This is a genomic window from Phocaeicola sartorii JCM 17136 = DSM 21941 (assembly GCF_054653615.1).
In genome coordinates this window covers 1,549,974-1,572,894 of record NZ_BAAIFW010000005.1, presented here as the reverse complement: position 1 = coordinate 1,572,894, position 22,921 = coordinate 1,549,974, and the positions used below count along the sequence as shown (strand labels likewise).

Below are 22,921 nucleotides of genomic sequence, written 5' to 3'. Positions count from 1 at the left end.
TCCGTAAAGAACAAAGTTCTACATCAATTAACAGTTTTCATACGCTTAAATTCCGTAGGAGCAACGCCGAACTGTGCCTGAAAACATTTCGCGAAATAAGATGGAGATGAAAAACCAACCTGAAAACAGGCCTCACTAACCTGTACATCGCCTTGAGAAAGTAATACCGCTGCTTTCTTCAATCGGATAACACGAATAAAATCATTCGGAGTCATACCCGACACCGCTTTTAGCTTTGTGAACAATCCGGTACGGGAAATCCCAATTTCTTGTGCCAACACATCCACTGAAAAATCCGAATCGGTCATTCTGCCTTCGATAATACCGGTCACTTTTTCCAAAAACTCTTTATCAATCCGCGAGCTGGCAACAGAAACGGAAGGAAGCATCGGTTCGGTCTTGAAACTTCCTTTCATTCGCTCTCTATTAGACAGCAAACTATGTATCTGTGCTTTTATAATATCTGAGGAAAATGGTTTTGCCACATAGAGGTCTGCTCCATTCTCCAATCCTTCCACATAATCCCTTGTTTCCACCTTTGCAGTAAGCAAAATAATCGGTAAATGACTTGTCCGGAAGTTCTGTTTTATTTTCCGACAAAGTTCCATACCATCCATTACAGGCATCATCACATCACTGATAACCAAATCCGGCATCAGTTCACTTAATAAATCAAGCGCTTCCTTACCATTCGAAGCACAAGTAATCTGATACCCGGGAGCCAAAAGCATTCGTAAATAAGCCAATAAATCCTGATTATCATCTACGAGAAGAATGTGATAGGGCTTCTGTTCGGTCACATCAATAGGTACCTGAGGCAACATGACAGCCGGTGTGGCCTCATCTTGTAAAGTTTCACCCTGTTCACTTCGATCGAACCATATAATAAATGTAGCTCCAAGACCTGATTCACTTTCCAATTTTAGTTCACCATGCATCAGGCTCACCAGTTTTTTCACCAACAGTAATCCTACACCTGTCCCTATATTATCACTGGGTCTGTTCTCGTGTATCTGATAAAAAGGAGTAAAAATCTTCTCTTGCTCCTCTACGGCTATTCCTTGACCATTATCTTTGATCCTCAATTCCAATTTGTTTTCCTCTGTGGGAATCAAATCAATCCAAATATGGGAAACCGTGAATTTTAATGCATTTGTAAGCAAATTGCTCACAATTTTTGTAAACGCCTCCGGATCTACTTTAGCATAACAAGCCGCATCCGGCATTGTAAGTACAATTTTGATATTCTTCAGTTCCGCCGAAAGAGAGAAACGCTGGCAAACAGCTGCCAGAATCGCTTTTATGTCAACATCCACCAAAGTAACATTCATCCCCCCCGACTCTACTTTGCGGAAATCCATCAGCTGATTCACCAAATTCAGCAACCGCTTTCCATTGCGCTCAATGACTAAAAGCTGGGGCATAGCCTCTCCGATGCTTCCTGTAGACCTCATCACATTTTCAAGAGGAGCCAAAATCAAGGTAAGGGGAGTTCTTATCTCATGTATCATGTGCGTAAAAAACTCTATTTTACTTTGATAGATTTCCTTGTCCTTCTCTACTGCCATCATCATTAATTTCTCACGTTGCTTTTTATTCATACGATAATACAAACAGGCCAACAGACCTATTCCCATACAAACATACAAAATGAAGAACCAAGTAGACGCCCACCAAGGAGGAAGAACCCTAATAGGAAAAACAATCGCGTTTTCGTTCCATACTCCGTCACCATTGGAAGCACTGACACGAAATGTATAATTTCCGGAAGGAAGGTTAGTATAGGTCACGCGAGGAGCCGAATTTGTCTCAGTCCAGTCTTTTTCAAATCCATCCAGTTTATATTTATATTGATTTTTGGAAGGATTAGCATAATTAAGCGTAGCGACAGACAAACTGAAAATGGAATGTTTATGTTCCAGTACCAAACGGTCTGCATACGTAATGGAAGTAGATAAAGGAGAATCTTCACTCCCGACTTTTACCGGTTTGTTGAACAGCTGAAAGTCAGCCAGAACCACTGTCGTTTTTGGGCTATGAGAAGCAAGTCTGTCCGGATGGAATTCATTAAATCCATTAATGCCTCCTACAAAAATAGTACCGTCCACCAACTGTATTCCCGAATTGGGCAAGAACTGATTTTCCTGCAATCCATCCTGCTTATTATATATCTTGATACTCCCATTCTCCGGTTGGTAACAATACAGACCATTGCTGGTTGTCAGCCACAGTTCATTATTTGCCGCTATAATCTTGTGTACCACACGTATATTCTCCGGTAAAACCACTTTCTCAAAAACATTTTTCTTATAATCATATCTTAAAAGACCACATCCATCTGTTCCAAACCATAAATTTTCTTTTTCATCCAGACAAGCAGTAATAATCTTATTGGAAGGAATAACGGACTGATTCCTCTCTTCCTCTGTTCGTAAAGAAAAATGTTCCCATTTTTGTGTTTTCCCATCCAAACGAAAAACGCCTTGATTAAGCGAACATACCCATAGATATCCTTTTTTGTCTTCCATTATATAAGACACATCAGCCGGATGTACCTCATAAATCCGTTCAAAATCATCTGTTTCAGGAATGTATTTATTCAAGCCATTGGTAGTTCCCACCCACAAGCGCTGAGCGGAATCTTTATAGAGCGCATAAATACCTGATGCATACAAAGATCTGGAAGAAGTACCGAACTTATAATTCTTAAACTTTCCGGTTTTTAAATCCATTATATCGAGTCCGCCCATATACATTCCGATATACAAATTATCACCATCCTGCAACAAGGCATGAATATTATGATAAGTCGGTCCGGAAACAGAATGCTGAGGTTTATAAGATTTAAATGTATTTTTCTTACGATCCCAATAAAAGAAACCGGCATCATCAGTACCTAACCAAAGATTATCCTTATCCGCTTGGGCAAAGACGCTGATAATCCGGGCATCCAACTGCGTATTTCCTTTATAATAATGTATAAAGCTGTTTCCTGTCGGTGGAACATAATTCACCCCTCCAAAATAAGTGCCGACCCAAAGAGCCTGTTCACGATCGACAAACAATGTTTGCAGATAATTATCATTCAACCCGTTAGCCTGCCTGGAGTCCGAACGTAATGTTTTATCTTCTCCTGTGACAATATTGTAACTCGTCAACCCTTCATCCGAAGCTATCAAAAGTTCTCCCGGTATCCATTCCACCATACTTCGCACCTGAAGCACCCCTTTAGCATCTGACGGCTTTAATTTTTGTACAAGTCGTTCATCCTTCTTTTCCAGTAAATAAAGTCCGTTTCCGCTGCTTCCCACCCACAGGTTCCGTCTTGAATCTTCAAACAGAGTGATTGTATTCTTTACCCCATCCGCCGCAACCTGTTGAAAAAGATCTTCCGATGGAACAAACCGGCTTACTCCGGCATTCATTGTAGCTACCCAAATAGTACCGGAACTATCTTCTAATATATATGAAATGTAGTCCGAATTTATTTTTCCAAGAGCCGTATATTGATACAACTTGTCCGCATGGGGATCATAATGAAAAAGGCCTTGGCCCACCGTACCTATCCAAAGCGTTTTTTTACGGTCCAGCATAATATGGCTGACAGGCGTATTGATCTTTACGCCCGACACTGTTTGCCCGTCAAAAGTAGAGAAACTCTCCGTCTGAAGATTAAATAATGCCAATCCCTGATCGCTACCTATCCAAAGCCTTTGCCTGTCATCTTCTCTTATAGTATAAATACTGGAGCCTAATGAAGAAATCCGTTCATCCCGCCATACACGAATCCCGTTACCATCAAAACTATGTATCCCATCAATCGTTCCGAACCACATCCGGCCCTTCACGTCCTGAAATATGCTATACACAGCATTGTTTGCCAAACCTTCATTAATGGTATAGTGCCTCACATTTCTAGTCTGGCTTCTAATCGCAAAGCATAGTATAAAAAGAAAAGCAAATAACGAAATCCGTTTATTCATAGTTAGACATTTCTATTGATCATTGTTCTTCTCCATCATTGGAAGTCCAATAAAAGGAACCAAGGTTTCTTGCAAAAATAATGCTTTCTTATGATTTAACAGGTATAAAAAGAAAGTTATTTGATCCTATACTTAAAATACAATGAGATGAGGAGTGCTACCAGCCTCCCCACCTCATCATTATCCGGACAATGAAAACTTTATTGCAATCTGATTGCAAATCCACCTCCTGGAGCCAGATGTATTTTCAACTTATCCTGTTTGTTCAAACGAACGGACTCGCGTTTGAAATCCTTGCCAATACGATGCGCATTCATACCATCTTTAAACAGATCCCCCACATAATCCTTATCTCCAAGGAAGGAACAATCTATCTCAAGGTTTCTTGCGGTTCCATCCGTAATGCCGCCGATATACCAGTGGTCTCCTTTCCTACGTGCCGTTACAATGTATTCTCCCAATTTGGCATCCAAAATATGCGTTTCATCCCAAACTGTAGGAATACCTGTTATAAAATCAGTACACTCAGTCTCCCGTTCATAATTGCCCGGTGTGTCACACAGCATATTCAACGGGGATTCAAATATCACATACAAAGCCAATTGCCGACAACGGGTACCCTGGCTCATCGGTTCAGAGTTGCAAGGGAAATAACTGCCCTTCACAGCATTTCTCATTGCACCTTGTGTATAATCCATCGGCCCTGCCACCTGACGGATAAAAGGAATCGTCACATCATATTTTACCTGATCCACACTCTCCGGACTCCATTTCATGTTCTCCAGTCCATGAACTCCCTCAAAATTCAATACATTAGGATAAGTACGGTTCAATCCGGACGGCTTATACATGCCATGCAAGTCAAGGAGCAGTTTATATTTAGCGCAGGTTTCCGCCGCCCGATAATTGAAAGCGACCATTTCCTGATCATCCCGATCCATAAAATCAACCTTGAAACCCTTCACTCCCAGTTCAGCATAATGGCGACACAGATTTTCCATATCTCTGTCGAATGCATAATAACCGGCCCATAAAATAATACCTACATTCTTGGCAGCTGCGTAATTCACCAGTTCTTTCAAATTGATATCTTTTACCACCTGCATCAAGTCAGCCTGCAGATTAACCGCCCATCCTTCATCCAATATCACATACTCCAACTGATGGGCGGCTGCGAAATCAACATATGCTTTATAAGTATCATTGTTCACTCCCGTTACAAAATCCACTCCATCCAGATTCCAGTCGCTCCACCATTCCCAAGCCACTTTACCCGGCTTTATCCATGAAAGATCACCAATCCGTGAAGGTGAACTAAGCAAATAAGTCATATTACTTGCAGCCAAATCCTTATCATCAGTCGTAACAATCGCCATGCGCCAGGGAAAAGTGCGCGGTCCATCAACCTTCGCTATAAAACGTTCACGTTTTTCCACAATCATCTGCAAGTTATTATGTCCTCCCTGACGCTTACTTGCAGGATAAGGAGCATGTACACCTGTCAAACTGTTACCACCTGTCGCACCCGACAAATAAAGCCCCGGATAATTCTCCAGATCCGATTCGGTAATGCATACTTTCACTCCGTCAGCGGCTTCAACGACTAACGGAAGAAACATCAGCTTCTGTTTATCCAATTCTGAAATTTTACTGGTAGTATATGTATTCTCAAACGCACTATAAAATTGATCCTCACTACGTGGTACTACATAAGGCACAATAGCCGTTTTATCAGCGGTAAATTGATAGTTCACTTCTTCTTGAAGAATATTGAACGGCTTTTTCAATTGATTCACAAACCGATAGGCTATTCCATCATTATACGCCCGGAACTCTACACTCCATCCTTTTTTAAAACGAAGTACCAGCTTTTTATAATGATCCCGCAGCCGGCTGCTGCGATAAAAAGGCGAATCAATCAGCTGGTCCACCTCTTTCCGAGAACTGCCTGCCAGTTGCGGATGATCCCCCCACACGGTTCCGTCTTCCAAAGTCATTGACAATGGAGAAGCGGCAAGCACCTGCTGCCCGTTACATGTTATGTCATAAGTCAACTCATCCCCTAGGGTTATAGTTGTACTCAAATGTCCGTCAGGCGAGTCCAGTTGGAACACTTTCCGTGCCTGTGCAGTCAATACTATCCAACTGCATAAAAATAAAATTGTCAGCTTTTTCATGATCTGTTAGTTTGAATTAGTTAGAACTTCCGCACTTAACTTAGAGTGGGCAGGCAAGGATACGCAAACTTCAGAAATCAGATTTCCACGAATGTCTTTCAACAAGGTCGGGGCATGCATCTTCCCGTTCACTTTTATCTGAGAATAATCCCCCATAAAAGCAACCCTCCATGTCAATTCCTTAGAAGTGTTATTCTCTATATCAGTCCTCGTCCTGCCTCCATGCTTCACGGTGATATATCCATCAAAAACAGGAAGATTTTTAATTTCCGCCTTTTGGGAATCGCCCGTCAGACGCGAGCAAGTCGCCACACTGCTTTCACTAGCCAAAGGCTTGACTCCCATAGCCCCGCACACCGTACCTTCAATGATACCATAAGACACTTCAGGATACTCAGACCTGTTCATGTGAGGCAGATTTACAAGAAAATAATAAGCCTCATCATCATACCCCAAACGATAAAAAAGGGCGGGAAATGCTGACATATTCTCCACATTCCATTCTCTGCTCAAAATGTCCTTCACGCTGGCACGAATGCGGTCCGGATTTTCAGACGCGTCAAACCAAAGAATAAAAGGAACTCCTTCCCCCCGGTGAAACTTCTGATCCTCCGTCCAAAAAGTCTGATAAAAAGAACTGTCAGGGTTCCACCACCTGTTCTCCAAGATTTCCCGGTATGCTTCCGCCTGGATTCTTCCTTTTGTCATCTTCACATCATCCCCCGTCAATCCGGCCATTTCGGCGTATGCATTAAAACCCGCATACATCGTAGCCAATAAATCCACACCAACCGTCAGTCCACGGAAATTCTCCACATACGAAGGCAGCCCCCTGCAAGTATGAAAGTTATTATTCGGATTAAAGTCCTCAGGCTGATTCATATAAGGAGGGCGATCCATTATCTTTTCCGGTTCCAAAGCCCAGCGATGCACATATTCGTTCACAGACTTTTCATAGAAGTTCGTAAAAAGAGGGTCTGTCAGATAACCGGCATCTCCCGTCCATTGATACATTTTCAGGCAAGCCTGCATCACATCAAAGTTGGCATTCAGATTATACCAGAATTCCTTGTCATTGGTATAGTCAGCCGGTGCAGGTTTATTATAACGGTTTATCTCCCAATAAGTGCACCAGTCTTTTTCTTCACTGATATTTTCCACAAAACGCGTGAACATATTCTTATTATGCGCGGTAAGGCCCAAAATCTGGGCTCCCACCGACTGATGAGACACATCGCGCATACAGAAAGCCTCGCGCTGCGGTAATGCGGCTTCGTACCAGTAACCTACCGGGTCACTATGATCATGTGCGTATGACAATGCCATTTTTTTCGCCCAATTGTACGCATTTTCCAATTGCTTGTCCGAAGAGGTGAATACTGATACCTGGTCCGACGGCAATCTCTGAATAGCGTCCTCTTTTGAAGATGAGCTACAACCTGCCATGCACAAAGCTGTAACTCCCAATAATATCGCTTTTTTCATTTTATACTTACTTTAATTGAATGGAAAGTGTATTTCCGGCTTTCATTACGTGTTGTTGTATCTTGTTTCCATTTATAATCTTCACTTGAAGCCTATTATTGGACAAACGCTGGATTTCAATGTCAAATTCAGCACCAAACGCCCCGATTCTTCTCAATGCCATGTGATTCCACGCCTCCGGCAGACGAGGAGTAAGAGTAAAACTTTTGAAACCCGTAGGACGAATGCCAAACATACCTTCCGTGATAATGCGTCCATACAAGCCGCTTTCAGCAGAAAGATGACGCTGGCCACCTTCAGGCCATGCTTCAATGGCATAAGGCACATGCCCTCCCAACAACCGGGTAGTGGAATAACGGTGCAAATACTCTGTCGCTTTTTCCGTCTCTCCCACCGCATATACCCCTCTCAAGGCATATAGCGTGGAACGATCCCAGAAAGTATCACTTCCTGCCTGTGTCAATAATCCGTTTTCCGTCCATAAACGTGGTGAGAACAGCGCATTTATAGTAGCCTCGGCACGTTCATCTATACCCACCGTCAATGGAATACAAATCCACGAACGCAAAATGTCATTCCCCTTATAATAAGCATACGTGTCAAAGCCTTCCACAGAGGCACCGAAATATTTTTCAATGTTCTTACGCAATACGGCAGCCTGTTTACGATAAGCACCCGCATTCCCTTTACCCAGTTCCCGTGCCAGACAGGCAGCAGAAATCAAAGCGTCATAATAAAGGGAAGAAGTGCACAAATTAGCATCTCCCGAAGGAAAACGATTTTCCAATTCGTCCGTATCCGAAGCCACCACTCCCTCTTTGTTCAGTTTATGATTACAATATTCCAAACACCAGGTGACAAGCGGCCACAGTTGTTCCGCTTCCTCACGGCTTGCACGGGCCAGCAGATAACGGGACGCTCCATAAGCGATCATAGCCGCATCCCCTCTGTCTCCTACTCCATTCCAGATATCCAGCCCTTCAGCCACAATGGAACTGGGAATAGGTTTCCATTCATTATTCATAAAACGGGCAAAATGCTTGAATGAGTTCAATGCCGATGCATTTCCATAATCATAGCCTGTAAAGGGGAAATAAGGATTGATATATTCAGCCTGGTCATTAGCCCAGATAGCTGCATAATATGATTCTCCGCCGGGTCCGTGCATAGGCCCTCCCTGAGTTTCATAGATACTCTCACAAGCCCGGATTTTAGAGAAAGCGAACATCCGGTCAATAACCGGATCAGGGGTTTCGAGCACCAGATTGTCCATCCATGAAGTTACCGCCTCCATTCGTTTCAGTTTCTCCTGCTGTCCGTTAATGGCCAATGCGGGCTGTCCTTTTTTATATCCGATAATATAAGCGCTAAAAGCCAGCGTATCTCCCGGTTGTATGGAGAAATACCCATTTCTATCCATTTTCATTTCAATAAGATAAGAACCGTCCACTCCTTTTTGCGGATCGGTGAACAACCTGTCATTGGTTACCGGAATTTCTACGGACATAGGTTTCTTGTCCGTATTGATCAAGAAATAATTCTCAACCAATGCGGGCTGGTCCACCGAAGGCAAATACTCCCGTATCACTTTGCATTGCCCATACCATCCGCCGTTATACGAACTCTCCACAGCCAACATCCCCTTCAAACGGATCTTTTCCACTTTCTCTCCGTTGATGGTTCTGCCATTAACCGTCACTAAATCTAACGGATTCCAGTCGAACCGTCTCATCAAACTGGCATGAGTATTATTGGGAATGGTACGTAACAAAGGCCATACCATACTTTTATTTATCACAAATTCCCCTTCCGCATTCACACCATAGCGCAAAACGACAGACACTTGTTTTCCACTCATCTCGATGTGGTCATCATGCGGAATTTGTTTGCCGGGCATCCATTCAATGCTTCCATCCGCCAACATTTGCCAACGAGACTCTCCGGTCTTCATAGCCAAAGAAGAAGATACAGCCAGGAACATCCAGGCCGCTAAAAAAATCGCTTTTACTTTATGCATAATTCATATAATTTCTGAGATTCACAAAATAAGATAAAATTCCGGGAACATCATCACACGTTCCCGGAATTCGTCATATAATCATACCTCTACCTATTTATCGTAACCCGGATTTTGTTCCAATAAGTCATTCTTTTGAATTTCATAACGTGGAATAGGAAGCAAATAATGAGCAGGAGCTACAAAATCACGTTTTTGAATTTCAAATAACTCATATTTCTTTGTGCCATCCGCCTGTTTGGTAATATTTATACCATGAAAAACACTTTTATCCACTTTTTCTGCAATTTTCCAGCGACGCACATCATAAAAACGATGTTCTTCGAAAGCCAGTTCCACTTTACGTTCATGTTGGATTTTGGCCAATAGAGCCTCTCCGCTTTCAGTCACATCAGGTAAAATATCTTCTCTTCCCCCACGTGCTCTTTTACGGATATAATTTACATATTCACGTGCTACATCTTCCTTGCCACAATGATACATGGCTTCCGCATAATTCAGATAGATTTCTGCCAAACGGCAATAAACCCACGGTTGCTTTCCTTTGTCCGACCAGCTTTTAGTCAGATTTTCATCCATAAATTTCCGGATGATATAATGTGTTTTAGAATAGTTCCATGCATCTCTACCGAACTCACTATCAACACCACCCGTTTTCCCGTCACTATTTACCCAGAATTCGGTTTCCGTACCTCTGAACAACTGTCCGTCGCACACTACAGAAGCATACAAACGAGGATCACGTCCGGCCCAAGGATCTGTTGTAGCAGAGGTATATAGAGCCGGATCCGGCATAGTTCCGTCTTCCATTTCATAACTATCTACCATTTCCTGCAACACAGCGGTACAGGAATATCCACCCCAACCATTTGTACTGTTATACCAATCATACCAATGACCGAATTCCGTATTATACAAACGCTGGAATATAATTTCAGGACTCATCGGATCAAGAAAAAGTTCTTTGTAATCGGCATCCAAAGAATATCCCAACGCCATCACCTCTTCCGCAGCCTTGGCGGCAGCCTCCCACTTGCTTTTATCATCAGACGGATTCCATAACGGACTTGCAGCATAAAGCAGCATACGTGCTTTCATGGCCAAAGCCGCCCCTTTCGTTACACGTCCGAAGTTTTCACCTGTAAATTTTTCCGGTAACAGTTCGGACGCTTTCTGAAATTCAGAAACAATAAAATCCACACAATCCTCATAAGTGTCACGCTTAATCATCATTTCGGGATCATCCAACTCAAACAAGCGGGTAATCAAGGGTACTCCTCCATAATTGTTCACTAATTCCATATAGTAATAAGCTCTGAAAAAAGTAGCCTCACCTATCAACCAGCTTCTTCTCGGTTCATCTATTGTCTCCACCTTATCCATATTACTAAAGAATATGTTGCAATTCTTTATATTGGTATAATAATCCGACCAGATATTCAGTCCACCAAGTTGGTCGGGAGTCATGCCTCCCGTATTAATAGTCCACGCGCCGGCCCAATTGAAGTTTTCCATAGATTCATCACACACAAATCTCAACGAGCTACGACTCCATCCGTTACGTGGTTTTGTATAATTCATAGTCACATAAGATTCAGTAAGATTGGCATCTGTAAAAATGCCATCTTCCGTGTACGAATCCAATGGTTCTACATCCAGTACATCACAAGAAAACATACTTCCCATCAACAAGGCAATGCATGTACTTTTCAATATGGTTGTTTTCATATTTATTCTTAAACTTAAAGGTTACTAATTAGAAACTGACATTAACTCCGAATGTATAAGTACGGGCTTGAGGATATTTCTGACCTGTAGAAGTCGCATCCGATTCCGGGTCTTGAATTTTCACCTTGTCAAAGGTCAGCAAATTCGTTCCAGTCAATACCAGACGCAAGTTCTGAATCTTTAATTTCTCTACAAAAGATTTAGGGAATGTATAAGCCAGTTCCACATTTTTCAAACGAATAAATGAAGCATCATATAACCAGAAATCACTCCATCTGGTATTTTCATAATCATCTTTATCAAAAGCTCTCGGATATTTTGCATCAGGAGTTTCTTCAGCCGATATCCAACGATGATTATAGAATTCTTTATCCAGATTATAAGAATAAGGTACAATCATCTGTTCCGCTCTAGCCTGTCCGGTCCATAGCATACTGAATTCCAGACCTTTCCATTCAACACCCATATTCAAACCGTAAACAATCTGTGGAACATTACCATATTTGCTACGGATACGGTCATTGTCAGTAATCGCATTGTCTCCATCAATATCCACATACTTGATGTCACCCGGCTGTGCATTAGCCATATGCGGGGTACTATTCACCTCGTCCCATGTCTGATAAATACCATCTGTCTTATACATTAACCATGAATCGATAGAGTGTCCGGTTCTCCTCTGCCACTCAGGAGTATTAGCCGCCTCATCAAAAAATTTAATCTTATTCTTGGTAAAAGTAAAGTTACCCGATACATAATAGTTAATATCGTTCACACGGTTTCTATGGCTCAACATCAATTCCACTCCTTGATTGCTTACCTCACCAATATTCTGGTCAGGTAATACCAGACCGGTATAAGAAGGAATAGAAGCTTGTTTCGGAGTCAGGATATCCGTACGGTTTTGATAAAAATATTCCACAGTAAATCCTAACAGACTGTTCCACAAGTTACCATCCAATGCAATATTTTTAGAATCCACCTTTTCCCAAGTAATATCAGGGTTACCAATACGTCCCGGTACAAATCCTTTATTTATATTGGGAGTTTCACCTAAAATAGCTCCATTCTGCATATTGTAAGTGCTAATATATTGAAAAGCATCCACCCTGTCATTACCCAATTTTCCCCAGGAAGCACGCAATTTCAAGTCATTGACAAATGAAAAATTATTCTTGATAAAATCTTCCTCACTCATACGCCATCCCACAGACAAACCCGGGAAAGTACCCCAACGCTTATTGGAAGCAAAATTCATGGAACCATCACGACGCAATGTAAATTCAAACATATAGCGTTCCTTATAAGCATAGTTCAATCGTCCGAAGAAATTCTGACGGGCAGTGACATACCCTCTTCCACCGTTTGTCTTTTCTTTGTCTGCACCAAAATCCAGATAATCAGGACGGTTACTCAAATAATATCCACGCCATCCATAGAAGTTTTCACCTTCATATTTACTTTGTTCATAAGCAACAAATGCTCCTACCCGATGATCGTCAAATGTCCGCTGGTAATCCAGTTTCAAATGGAAAGTCTTGGTCACATTGTCATCATGATCCTGACGCAGGCTGATGTTATTACCATTCATATTAGTGGTCTTCTTGATATACTCTCCACTATCGGCATTATAATCGTATGTATCCCATACATCCCACAATTGTTTCTGCTCGCGTGCATGATAGTCAAATGCGGCATAACCCGATAAAGAAAGCCCTTCTGTAATCCAAGGCAATTTCAAGTCAAAGGAGAACTTGGAATCCACAAAAGTATCATTCACCCTGTTATAACCGGTTTCTTTTCCTGCTACCAAAATAGCCAGATTATTACCATTTGCCAAACCCGGTCCCGGCAATCCGTTAGGATAATAATCATACAACCATGGATATGCCATAAAAGCCTCCCAGAAAATGCTTTCAGTAGGAATAACCGAGTTATTACGTTTTTCCCTGCGGGCAGCCAAGTCCACACCTATTTTCAAATTATTTGTAATTTGCGCATCAATATTCGAACGCACTTGACCTGTTTGGAAGTCCAAGGCCGTATTTCTATAATTAGGTTCTTGATAGGAATAATCACCGGATACATAAAATTTGACTTTTTCCGATCCTCCGCTAATACTAAGCGAATGGCGGGTCTGCGGAGCAGCCCCACGAAAAACCACATTCATCCAGTCTGTATCTCCATACTGATCACGGTTGATTGTACCATCCAGATAACCTCCTTTTATATTTTCATACAGCGGAGCCTGCCCGTTTCCTTGACGGATTTCGTCTGTCCAAGTCATATTCTGGTAAGCATTCATCAAATCCGGTGTACGGGTATTTTGCGACAAAGTGAATGATCCGTTATAAGTAATAGTAGGCTTGTCTGATGTACCTCGTTTGGTAGTTACAAGAATGACACCATTCGCAGCCTGTGCCCCATAAATAGCAGCCGAAGCATCTTTCAATACGTTGATGGATTCGATATCGCTCGGATTAATTCGCTCTAGCCCGCCCCGATTGGCAACCCCATCTATCACAATCAAAGGGGAATTGTCATTCAATGAGCCCTTACCTCGAATCAATATATCTGAATAGTCATTTCCCGGCTCTCCTGAACGGTTAGTAGCAATTACCCCCGGTAGTTTTCCGGCAAATGTATTGGTTATATTAGCCGTACCTGTTGTTTTTAAATCGCTACCTTTCACCGTGGACACAGACCCGGTAACAGTCGCTTTCTTCTGTACACCGTATCCCACTACGACTACTTCTTCCAATGCTTGCGTGTCTTCACCCAACTGGATTTGCTGAACGCCCGCAGTTGCTTTTACTTCTATAGGCTGATAACCGATATACGAAATAACCAAGATAGAGCCTATAGGAGCTTCCAAGGTATAGTTACCGTCAAAATCTGTAATTACTCCATTCGTAGTTCCTTTGACAACAACATTGGCTCCGATAATCGGTTCCCCGGTACTTTTGTCAACCACCACTCCTTTCACCGTCTGATTCTGCTGAGAAACAGAATACGAAGCCAGCATCTCACCACTCAAGGATGGAGCAGCAAAAGCCGTCATAGCTCCCAAGCTAAGCATTCCAGCCAACAGGATATGCTTACTTTTTGAATTAGAATTTAAAGTGTTCATTTTAGATTAGAAATATTAAGTTTAACAAAACTGTTATTTGATAACAGCAGCATAACCACCGCCATCATACATTGTTATCGTAATTTTATCTCCCTGCTTCACCTTCCGTGTCCGACGGGCAACATCATTGGCATTCATGTCCACATTGACACCATCCTCCCAGTAAGTCAGGATTTTGTTTCCCTTTATGAAATCAAGGTCGATTTCAAATTTCTGTCCTTTCTCGCCTGCCATTCCGCCGATATACCATGCATCCCCATGACGACGGGCCACTATCACATATTCGCCTACAGAAGCTTTCAATACGCGTGTCTCATCCCATACCACCGGCACTTGAGACAAGAATTCCATACAAACAGGCTCACGATAATAGTTGGAAGGAGAGTCTGCAAGCATCTGCAACGGACTTTCATAGACTACATACATACCCAATTGATGACAACGAGTACCCACAGAAGCGGGTAAATTAAACCATATTTTATGATCCTTTTCGTGGAAGTTAATCATGGCGCCCGGCGTATAGTCCATCGGACCTGCCACCATACGGGTAAACGGCAAAGTAACATTATGTTTCGGTGTCACGAAGCTCCCCCATTTATGGTTTTCCAATCCGGCCACACCTTCCGAAGTCAGTACGTTGGGGAACGTACGCAACCATCCTGTCGGTTTGTAAGCTCCATGAAAGTCCACCAGCATCTTGTGTGCGGCAGCTTTCCTGGCCACTTCATAATAAAAGTCCACCATTTCCTGATCATCACGGTTCATAAAGTCCATCTTGATACCTTTAATTCCCCATTGGCTGAACTTATCAAAAGCCTCGTCTATCTTTTCGCGGAACGGCGCCCAAGACACCCATAAAATCAAATCCACGTTCTTCTTCTTTCCGTATGCCACCAACTCTTCCATATTGATTTCAGGAATCGTTTTAGTCACATCCCATGCTTCCGACCATCCATCGTCAATCACCACATATTCTATCCCATATTTTGAAGCAAAATCAATGTAATATTTATAAGTGTCATTATTGATACCACATTTAAAGTCCACTCCTGTTAAAATCAACGCATTATACCAGTCCCATGCTATCTTTCCGGGACGTACCCATGAATAATCGCCTTCTGCTTCCGGAGCTAACTTATAGATCAATTGGTTGGTTATCAGATTAGCATCATTCTCGGCAACAATCATCGCACGCCAAGGATAATTGCGTGTGCCATTTACCCGGGCAATGTAATCAGCACGCTTGGTCGGAAATATCTGGCGGTCGTCTGTCTTATAATCTTCCAATGAGACAGCGGCAAACTTGCCGGCCAGCTCGTTTTTACCTTGCTTACGCAAGAACATTCCCGGATAGCTTTCCAGGTCAGATTCGCTGATAAAAATACGGGCATTCTCATCTACTTTTATTAATATAGGAGTACTGCAAAAACGATCTGTACCGATTTCCGAGAGTTTCATCGGTTTGAATAACGGCTGCTGAGCAGAAAGCATACTGCGCTCTTCAGGAAACAACGTATTATAATCTTCCGGAAAACAATAAGTCACTTCTTCATTCAGCACTTTCAAGGAATCCGGAAAATCTGTATGAAAGCGGTAAGCCAATCCATCATTATAGACACGGAAATACAATTTATAACGATCCGCATCCAACACCATTTCATTATAATGGTCAATGATTTGTTCGCTCTTCTGGCGCACTACCGGTTTCAATACTTGGTTTTGCGTAAAACGCTCCACTTTCTTCACTTCCATATTTCTTCCGATAACGGTTCCATTGTCGAATGTCATGGAAATGGGAGAAGGGTTCAGAATCACTTTCCCATGAAAGGTAACGGAATAAGTGGTATTCGTTCCTGTTTCCACATTCACTGTAATACGAGAGTCCGGGGAATTAACCGTGTAGTTTTCGGCAAAAACCAAGCTTCCCCATGCCATCATCAGGCATAATAAAGTCTTTTTCATATTCTTAATTTTATAGGTTGAACATTGTGATGGCAAATGTATCTGGAATATGAAAAGAGGATGGTATGAATCGTTCAAAGTATTAGAAATAGCATACAAAGCACTGTCTCTATTGTACAAAATACTATCTCTATTGTACAAGCGTAGAGCATAACAAATTGACTAACAATAATTTATATCATTATTTTAAAATAAAGAAAGGTGGATACTGTTTTCATACAGCCTCCACCTTTCTAATGATATTCTGAAGTTTTTTCTTACTTATAAATAGCCTTCTTTCCGGCCAGCAATGTATTCTTCATCAGCGAAACAATAGTCATAGGACCTACGCCGCCCGGCACCGGAGTGATATAAGAACACTTCGGAGCCACTTCGTCAAACTTCACATCACCAGTCAGTTTAAAGCCCGACTTCTTGGTCGCATCCGGCACACGGGTGGTACCTACATCCACCAGCACCGCTCCGTCTTTCACCATATCCGCCTTTACAAAATTAGGCTGTCCCAATGCGGCGATAATGATATCCGCTTCCTGGCATTCTTTCACTAAATCCTTGCTGCGGCTGTGACAAACAGTGACGGTCGCATCGCCCGGATAAGCTTTCTGCATCATCAGGCTGGCCATCGGCTTACCCACTATATTACTGCGTCCCAATACCACACACTTCTTTCCCTGTGTTTCTATGTTATAACGCTTCAGCAATTCCAGAATACCATTGGGGGTGGCAGATACATAGCAAGGAAGACCGATAGACATACGTCCCACATTGATGGGATGGAAACCGTCCACATCTTTGCGGTAGTCAATCGTTTCAATCACTTTCTGTTCCGAAATGTGTTTCGGCAACGGAAGCTGTACGATGAAACCGTCCACATCCGCATCTTCATTCAGTTCTCTAACCTTCGCCAGCAGCTCTTCTTCCGTCACATCCGCTTCATAGCGGATCAGGCTGGATTTAAAACCGCATACTTCGCAAGCCTTTACCTTGGCCGCTACATATGTTTCACTTCCCCCGTCGTGTCCCACGAGGATGGCAGCCAAATGGGGACGCTTGCCGCCATTGGCTACGATTTCGGCAACTTCGGCAGCAATTTCCTGCTTCACTTGTTCCGAAATAGCTTTTCCATCAATCAGTTGCATACTATCTGTTTACTTATAAATGAGTCATTGAGTAGCAAATATACTACAAATGAGCCACCCGACATAACAAAAAAAGGAGAAAGTTTCGCGCTTCCTCCTTCTTATATATTATTAGGTGTTATTTTTTCAGCTTCGGCATCATCTTACCCATCTTGCTGCCGGTCACCATCTTCATCATCTTGCGGGTCTGGTCAAACTGTTTCAGCAGGCGGTTCACCTCCTGAATGCTGGTTCCACTACCTTTGGCGATACGCGTGCGGCGGGTTCCGTTCAGAATTTCGGGGTTTGTACGTTCCTGCGGAGTCATGGAATAAATAATCGCTTCAATGCTCTTGAAGGCATTATCATCGATATCAATATCTTTAATCGCTTTACCCACACCCGGAATCATGGAAGCCAGTTCTTTCAGGTTACCCATCTTCTTGATCTGATGAATCTGGCTCAGGAAATCATTGAAATCGAACTGGTTCTTGGCAATCTTCTTCTGAAGACGCTTTGCCTCTTCCTCGTCATATTGCTCCTGTGCACGTTCCACCAAAGACACGATATCACCCATGCCGAGAATACGGTCTGCCATACGCGCCGGGTGGAACTGGTCAATAGCATCCAACTTCTCACCGGTACCCACAAACTTGATAGGCTTGTTCACAACAGTACGGATAGAAAGGGCGGCACCACCGCGGGTATCACCGTCCAGCTTGGTCAGCACTACACCGTTAAAATCCAGACGTTCATTAAACTCACGGGCGGTATTCACCGCATCCTGACCGGTCATGGAATCGACCACAAACAGTGTTTCATCCGGATTGACCGCTTTCTTGATCGCCTCAATCTCATTCATCATCTGCTCGTCGATAGCCAGACGACCGGCTGTATCGACAATGACCAAATCATAACCTTTCGCCTTCGCTTCATGAATAGCGTTCAATGCTATCTGCACCGGATTCTTACTATCCAATTCGCTATATACAGGAACTTCGATCTGCTCTCCCAAGACCCTCAACTGTTCGATAGCAGCAGGACGATAGACGTCACAAGCCACCAACAGCGGCTTACGGTTCTTCTTGGTTTTCAGCATACGGGCCAGTTTACCGGAGAAAGTAGTCTTACCAGAACCTTGCAGACCGGACATCAAAATAACCGCCGGACGACCTTCCAGCACCAGCTCGGCAGTCTCGCCACCCATCAATGCTGTCAGTTCATCATGTACAATCTTCACCATCAACTGGCTGGGCTTCACAGCCGTAAGCACATTCTGCCCCAAGGCTTTTTCTTTCACTGTATCAGTAAAACTTTTGGCGACCTTATAGTTCACGTCAGCATCTAACAAAGCTTTACGCACATCCTTCAACGTTTCCGCTACATTAATCTCGGTGATTTTCCCCTCACCTTTCAAAATCTTAAAAGACCGTTCCAGTCTCTCACTTAAATTATCGAACATATATCTTTCATTATAAATTACGAATTATGATTGTCTGCTATCCCTCACCAGTATCCAGAATAACAACAGGGTGCAAAAATACAAAAAACTTATGAACCTTATAACTTTTTATTCTGCCATTTTGCTTTTTTCAAATAAATAATGCTGCTCAGTAACAACAAACTATAGTAAACCACCTCTATGGAGAAACAAACCGAAACCGGTGCTTTCACCACCATGCCTATCCACAGAATGTAAAGGGTATAGAATACCAAAGTTCCCATCTCCAGCACCAAAGCAGCCTGTGTGTTCCCCGTGCCCGAAATGGCGTTGAAATAGATATTCGCCACCGATGCAATCATCATCGCTCCGGCAATGACATACAACGAAGGCACAGACTCCACCAGCAGCGCCGGTTCATTGGTGTAAACCGAAAGCATGGCATGAGGGAAAAGCACCACCACCGCCACACAAACCACCATAATGAGAAACGACATCCGGGCTATACGCCAAATCAAACGCATGACATGAGCTATTCCTCCCGCACCAATCAGATTGCTGACCAAGGAATTGGCTGTGGTAGACAATGCCTGAACCGGAATGAGCATCACGATATAGATGCTACGCACAATATTGGCTATCGCCAGCTCACGCTGCCCCAACCGTTCTATCGCGATAAAAAAGACAAACCAGGTAGCCATGGCCAGAAAGTATTGCACCATAGTAAAGCACGATATACTCAAAATTCTTCCTAACAAAGAAAAATCAATCCGCTGCCAATGATTTAATCCGAATTTCTTGAAATCGACCTTGGCGTAGGTGTAAATCAAAAAGAAAACCAACGAAGCAGCCTCAGCCATCACCGAAGCGACGGCCGCACCCTTAATCCCCATTTCCGGCATTCCGAACTTACCGAATATCAGCATATAATCCAGCAACACATTCACCAATGCCATGACCACTGCATTCATGGTCAGCACTTTAGTACGTGTGATACCAATATACAACGCACGGAACATCACATTGACAAAAGCGAAGAAAAAGCCGAAGATACGCCAGTTGAGGAATTCCATCGTAGCATCGAAGATGGAATCGGACGAAATGAGCAGACGGACTATAGACGGGGCCAGCAGACGCGTCAGCCCGAACAGCACCACCGCCAGTCCTAACAAGAATGTTCCCCCTTGTATCATCACGGGACCCACATCCTTGTAACGGCCTTCTCCATTGCGACGGGCAATCAGAATTTGCGAACCGATACTAAAACCGAAAGCAATGGTGAAGACACAGATGTAAAACAACCCGCCCATGGCGGAAGCTCCCAACTCAACTTCTCCTACCCTGCCCAGAAAAGCCGTATCCGTCACATTGATAATGTTTTGCGCCAATAGTCCGAGAAAGATCGGATAACTTACATTCCATATTTCTTTGTTGGTGTACATATAAAAATTTGCATTGAGTAAAAGGGTTACAAAGATACTATATTCTTTTCAATCCCATACTCTGAATGGAGTGAAGAATCCGTAAACAGACAAAGAATTTATTTAGCGGACAGGTGTTCCGGAACAAATGTATCAGAAAAAAGTGGATAACATAGAAAACAAATCATTTTACCCCAAAGTCGTGATCACCAGATCCTCCCCCTCATTCCACAACTCGTACAATCACAAAAGCTTTTAAAAGAATATTCAGCACCCAGGCAAATAGTTTCCATTGAAACAGTTGATTTTTTCAATAGATCACACAAATAATTGCACAAAAGGTTTGTCCGTGTGTTATTTTATCCTACCTTTGCGCCCGCAAACAAAAAAATCAAGTAATAAATGAAGAAACTATTATTCATTGGCGCAGCGACGCTAATCGTTTCAAATTCAACTTTCGCAGGAGGTATCCTGACCAATACAAATCAACATGCAGCTTTTCTTCGTATGCTATCCCGTGGTGCTACTACAGAAATAGATGGTGCTTTGTCTAATCCTGCCGGACTGTCTTTCTTGCCCAAAGACGGATTCCATGTAGGACTGAGCATTCAAAGTGCTTACCAGACGAGAAATATTGATGCCAGCTTTATGACATACAGCGGTGTTAGCGCCACAGGTCCTACCGTGGCAGACAAACCTTTCGAAAAATATTATGAAGGAACAGCTTCCGCACCGGTTATCCCCAGTCTGTTCGCAGCCTATAAAAAAGGAGATTGGACTATTTCGGGCTTTTTTGCAATTACCGCCGGAGGTGGAAAAGCGTCTTTTGACGACGGATTGCCTATATTCGATGCCTCGGCCATGGCAGGTATCTTCCAAAGCAGTGTGGAAAAATACCAAGAGTCCCAAGGGCAGAGGCCGATAATGACTCCCAACATGTACGATATCACAAGCGCCATGGACGGTAAACAATACATCTACTCGTTGCAGCTAGGGTTATCCTACAAAGCCACCGAATGGCTTTCTGTATTCGGCGGAGGCCGCATGAACTATTTTACAGGTGGTTATAAAGGATTTCTGAATGCCATAGTGAAAGGAACCGATACCAATCTGTTGCCACTCGCCTTGGATTGCGACCAGACAGGTTGGGGGCTTACTCCTGTTATCGGCGTGGATGCCAAGCTAGGAAAACTTAACATCGGTGCCAAATACGATTTCAAGACGAATCTGAATATTGAAAACAACACCCACAAATTAGATTATCCCTCTACTGCCGAAGACATGGTAGCTCCCTACAAACACGGTGTAAACACCCCCAATGACATCCCAGCCATGTTCTCCATTGCAGCCGCCTACGAATTCCTTCCGGTACTGCGCGCTTCTGTAGAATACCATTTCTATGATGACAAAAATGCAGGTATGGCAAACGACAAGCAGAAATTCCTGACCAAAGGAACCAATGAATATCTGGCAGGTATCGAATTTGATGTAACCAAACAGCTGACTCTCAGTTGCGGTGGACAAATTACAGATTATGGGTTGTCTGATGGTTTCCAATCAGATACTAGTTTCTCTTGCGACTCTTACACTTTAGGATTCGGAGCGAAAGTAAAAATGAACCAACATCTCAATTTGAATGTAGGCTACATGTGGACTAATTATGAAGATTATACCAAAACATCTTCAAACTATAACGGAACCAAATTACCAGGAACAAACGTATACAGCCGTACTAACAAAGTGTTCGGTTTAAGTGCGGATTATAGTTTCTGATCCTTAACATACAAAACAAATTCAGGGCACGCTAAGAAGAAAGCGTCGCCCTATTTTTTTATGATTCCGCAATCATTTTGCGCCACCCCTGAAAACAGAAAAACAGTCCTTATAAAAAGCTCCAAAGAAACTGATAATCCTTCAGCCGTACCCGCAACTGTTTCAGCGACCGGGTAATATGAAATTCCACAGTCTTTACAGAAAGATCCAGTTGCAAAGCAATTTCCTTGTTTGGCATATTCTTCATCCGGCTCAAGACAAACACCTCCCTGCTTGTAGGAGGCAGTTCGCTGATGGCTTCCTGTACCAAAGCCTGAATCTCATCACAAAACAATTTGTCGGGATCACAGGCCTCCAAAGTCGAGATACGCAAAGCCAGCTCTTTCTGCCGCATATCTCCTATATGCTGCTCGGCACGCATACGTACCTCCAAATGTTGTAAATGATTCAACGAACGATTTTTTATGGCAGTCAACAGCAACGCGGAAATATTGGTATCTTCCTGTAATTCATTCCGGTGCTCCCACACATTAGTAAAAGCCCCCATTACAATATCCTCAGCCTCTTCCCTGTCTCTGACGTATGAGCAGGCAAACTGAATAAACTGTTGCTGACGTTTATTAAACACCTCCGTCAGTTCTGACATAAAAACATTCTTCGTTTCTTTCATCTAACTAATTTTCTGT

12 protein-coding genes are annotated in these 22,921 nt (G+C 42.9%); 1 reads left to right on the top strand and 11 read right to left on the bottom strand.

The window, feature by feature from the left end; all coding sequences use genetic code 11:
* Nucleotides 1-23 precede the first annotated feature (23 nt).
* The 10 genes from ACYQ0C_RS06575 to ACYQ0C_RS06530 all read right to left on the bottom strand — a co-directional run bounded on the left by ACYQ0C_RS06575 (nt 24) and on the right by ACYQ0C_RS06530 (nt 20,483).
* Nucleotides 24-3,983: a hybrid sensor histidine kinase/response regulator transcription factor gene (locus ACYQ0C_RS06575; RefSeq protein WP_016276949.1), complete on the bottom strand. Its 3,960-nt coding sequence runs from the start codon at nt 3,981-3,983 to the stop codon at nt 24-26.
* 200 nt (nt 3,984-4,183) lie between these two features.
* A complete protein-coding gene (locus ACYQ0C_RS06570) occupies nt 4,184-6,160 on the bottom strand; it encodes a retaining alpha-galactosidase (RefSeq protein ID WP_016276950.1) in 1,977 nt (658 codons plus the stop codon).
* Between the two features lie 6 nt (nt 6,161-6,166).
* On the bottom strand, nt 6,167-7,645 hold the full coding sequence (locus tag ACYQ0C_RS06565; RefSeq protein ID WP_016276951.1) for a hypothetical protein: 1,479 nt from the start codon (nt 7,643-7,645) through the stop codon (nt 6,167-6,169).
* Between the two features lie 7 nt (nt 7,646-7,652).
* Nucleotides 7,653-9,662, bottom strand: a complete 2,010-nt coding sequence (locus tag ACYQ0C_RS06560) for a glucosidase family protein (protein WP_016276952.1) — start codon at nt 9,660-9,662, stop codon at nt 7,653-7,655.
* 93 nt (nt 9,663-9,755) lie between these two features.
* The gene (locus ACYQ0C_RS06555; protein ID WP_016276953.1) at nt 9,756-11,390 is read right to left on the bottom strand and encodes a RagB/SusD family nutrient uptake outer membrane protein; all 1,635 of its coding nucleotides are present in this window, start codon (nt 11,388-11,390) and stop codon (nt 9,756-9,758) included.
* 28 nt (nt 11,391-11,418) lie between these two features.
* Nucleotides 11,419-14,520, bottom strand: coding sequence for a SusC/RagA family TonB-linked outer membrane protein (locus ACYQ0C_RS06550; RefSeq protein WP_016276954.1), 3,102 nt, complete (start codon nt 14,518-14,520; stop codon nt 11,419-11,421).
* Nucleotides 14,521-14,553: 33 nt separating this feature from the next.
* Entirely contained in the window at nt 14,554-16,482 is a 1,929-nt protein-coding gene (locus ACYQ0C_RS06545) for a glycoside hydrolase family 97 protein (RefSeq protein ID WP_016276955.1), read from the bottom strand.
* Nucleotides 16,483-16,739: 257 nt separating this feature from the next.
* Complete coding sequence (gene folD, locus ACYQ0C_RS06540; RefSeq protein WP_016276956.1) at nt 16,740-17,621, bottom strand: bifunctional methylenetetrahydrofolate dehydrogenase/methenyltetrahydrofolate cyclohydrolase FolD; 882 nt, start codon at nt 17,619-17,621, stop codon at nt 16,740-16,742.
* A 118-nt stretch (nt 17,622-17,739) separates the two neighbouring features.
* Complete coding sequence (ffh, locus tag ACYQ0C_RS06535; protein ID WP_016276957.1) at nt 17,740-19,062, bottom strand: signal recognition particle protein; 1,323 nt, start codon at nt 19,060-19,062, stop codon at nt 17,740-17,742.
* A 98-nt stretch (nt 19,063-19,160) separates the two neighbouring features.
* Entirely contained in the window at nt 19,161-20,483 is a 1,323-nt protein-coding gene (locus tag ACYQ0C_RS06530) for an MATE family efflux transporter (protein ID WP_016276958.1), read from the bottom strand.
* A 381-nt stretch (nt 20,484-20,864) separates the two neighbouring features.
* Here ACYQ0C_RS06530 and ACYQ0C_RS06525 point away from each other — a divergent pair, with 381 nt between their 5' ends.
* On the top strand, nt 20,865-22,235 hold the full coding sequence (locus ACYQ0C_RS06525) for an OmpP1/FadL family transporter (RefSeq protein WP_016276959.1): 1,371 nt from the start codon (nt 20,865-20,867) through the stop codon (nt 22,233-22,235).
* 109 nt (nt 22,236-22,344) lie between these two features.
* On the opposite strand, the gene ACYQ0C_RS06520 is transcribed toward ACYQ0C_RS06525, so the two are convergent.
* Nucleotides 22,345-22,905 carry an RNA polymerase sigma-70 factor gene (locus tag ACYQ0C_RS06520; protein ID WP_016276960.1) on the bottom strand — a complete coding sequence of 187 codons (561 nt, stop codon included), beginning with the start codon at nt 22,903-22,905 and terminating at the stop codon, nt 22,345-22,347.
* Nucleotides 22,906-22,921 lie beyond the last annotated feature (16 nt).

Excerpts from the sequence above, each read along its gene's own strand:
- ACYQ0C_RS06575 (WP_016276949.1), bottom strand. The coding sequence starts at position 3,983 with ATGAATAAACGGATTTCGTTATTTGCTTTTCTTTTTATACTATGCTTT.
- ACYQ0C_RS06570 (WP_016276950.1), bottom strand. The coding sequence starts at position 6,160 with ATGAAAAAGCTGACAATTTTATTTTTATGCAGTTGGATAGTATTGACT.
- ACYQ0C_RS06565 (WP_016276951.1), bottom strand. The coding sequence starts at position 7,645 with ATGAAAAAAGCGATATTATTGGGAGTTACAGCTTTGTGCATGGCAGGT.
- ACYQ0C_RS06560 (WP_016276952.1), bottom strand. The coding sequence starts at position 9,662 with ATGCATAAAGTAAAAGCGATTTTTTTAGCGGCCTGGATGTTCCTGGCT.
- ACYQ0C_RS06555 (WP_016276953.1), bottom strand. The coding sequence starts at position 11,390 with ATGAAAACAACCATATTGAAAAGTACATGCATTGCCTTGTTGATGGGA.
- ACYQ0C_RS06550 (WP_016276954.1), bottom strand. The coding sequence starts at position 14,520 with ATGAACACTTTAAATTCTAATTCAAAAAGTAAGCATATCCTGTTGGCT.
- ACYQ0C_RS06545 (WP_016276955.1), bottom strand. The coding sequence starts at position 16,482 with ATGAAAAAGACTTTATTATGCCTGATGATGGCATGGGGAAGCTTGGTT.
- folD (WP_016276956.1), bottom strand. The coding sequence starts at position 17,621 with ATGCAACTGATTGATGGAAAAGCTATTTCGGAACAAGTGAAGCAGGAA.
- ffh (WP_016276957.1), bottom strand. The coding sequence starts at position 19,062 with ATGTTCGATAATTTAAGTGAGAGACTGGAACGGTCTTTTAAGATTTTG.
- ACYQ0C_RS06530 (WP_016276958.1), bottom strand. The coding sequence starts at position 20,483 with ATGTACACCAACAAAGAAATATGGAATGTAAGTTATCCGATCTTTCTC.
- ACYQ0C_RS06525 (WP_016276959.1), top strand. The coding sequence starts at position 20,865 with ATGAAGAAACTATTATTCATTGGCGCAGCGACGCTAATCGTTTCAAAT.
- ACYQ0C_RS06520 (WP_016276960.1), bottom strand. The coding sequence starts at position 22,905 with ATGAAAGAAACGAAGAATGTTTTTATGTCAGAACTGACGGAGGTGTTT.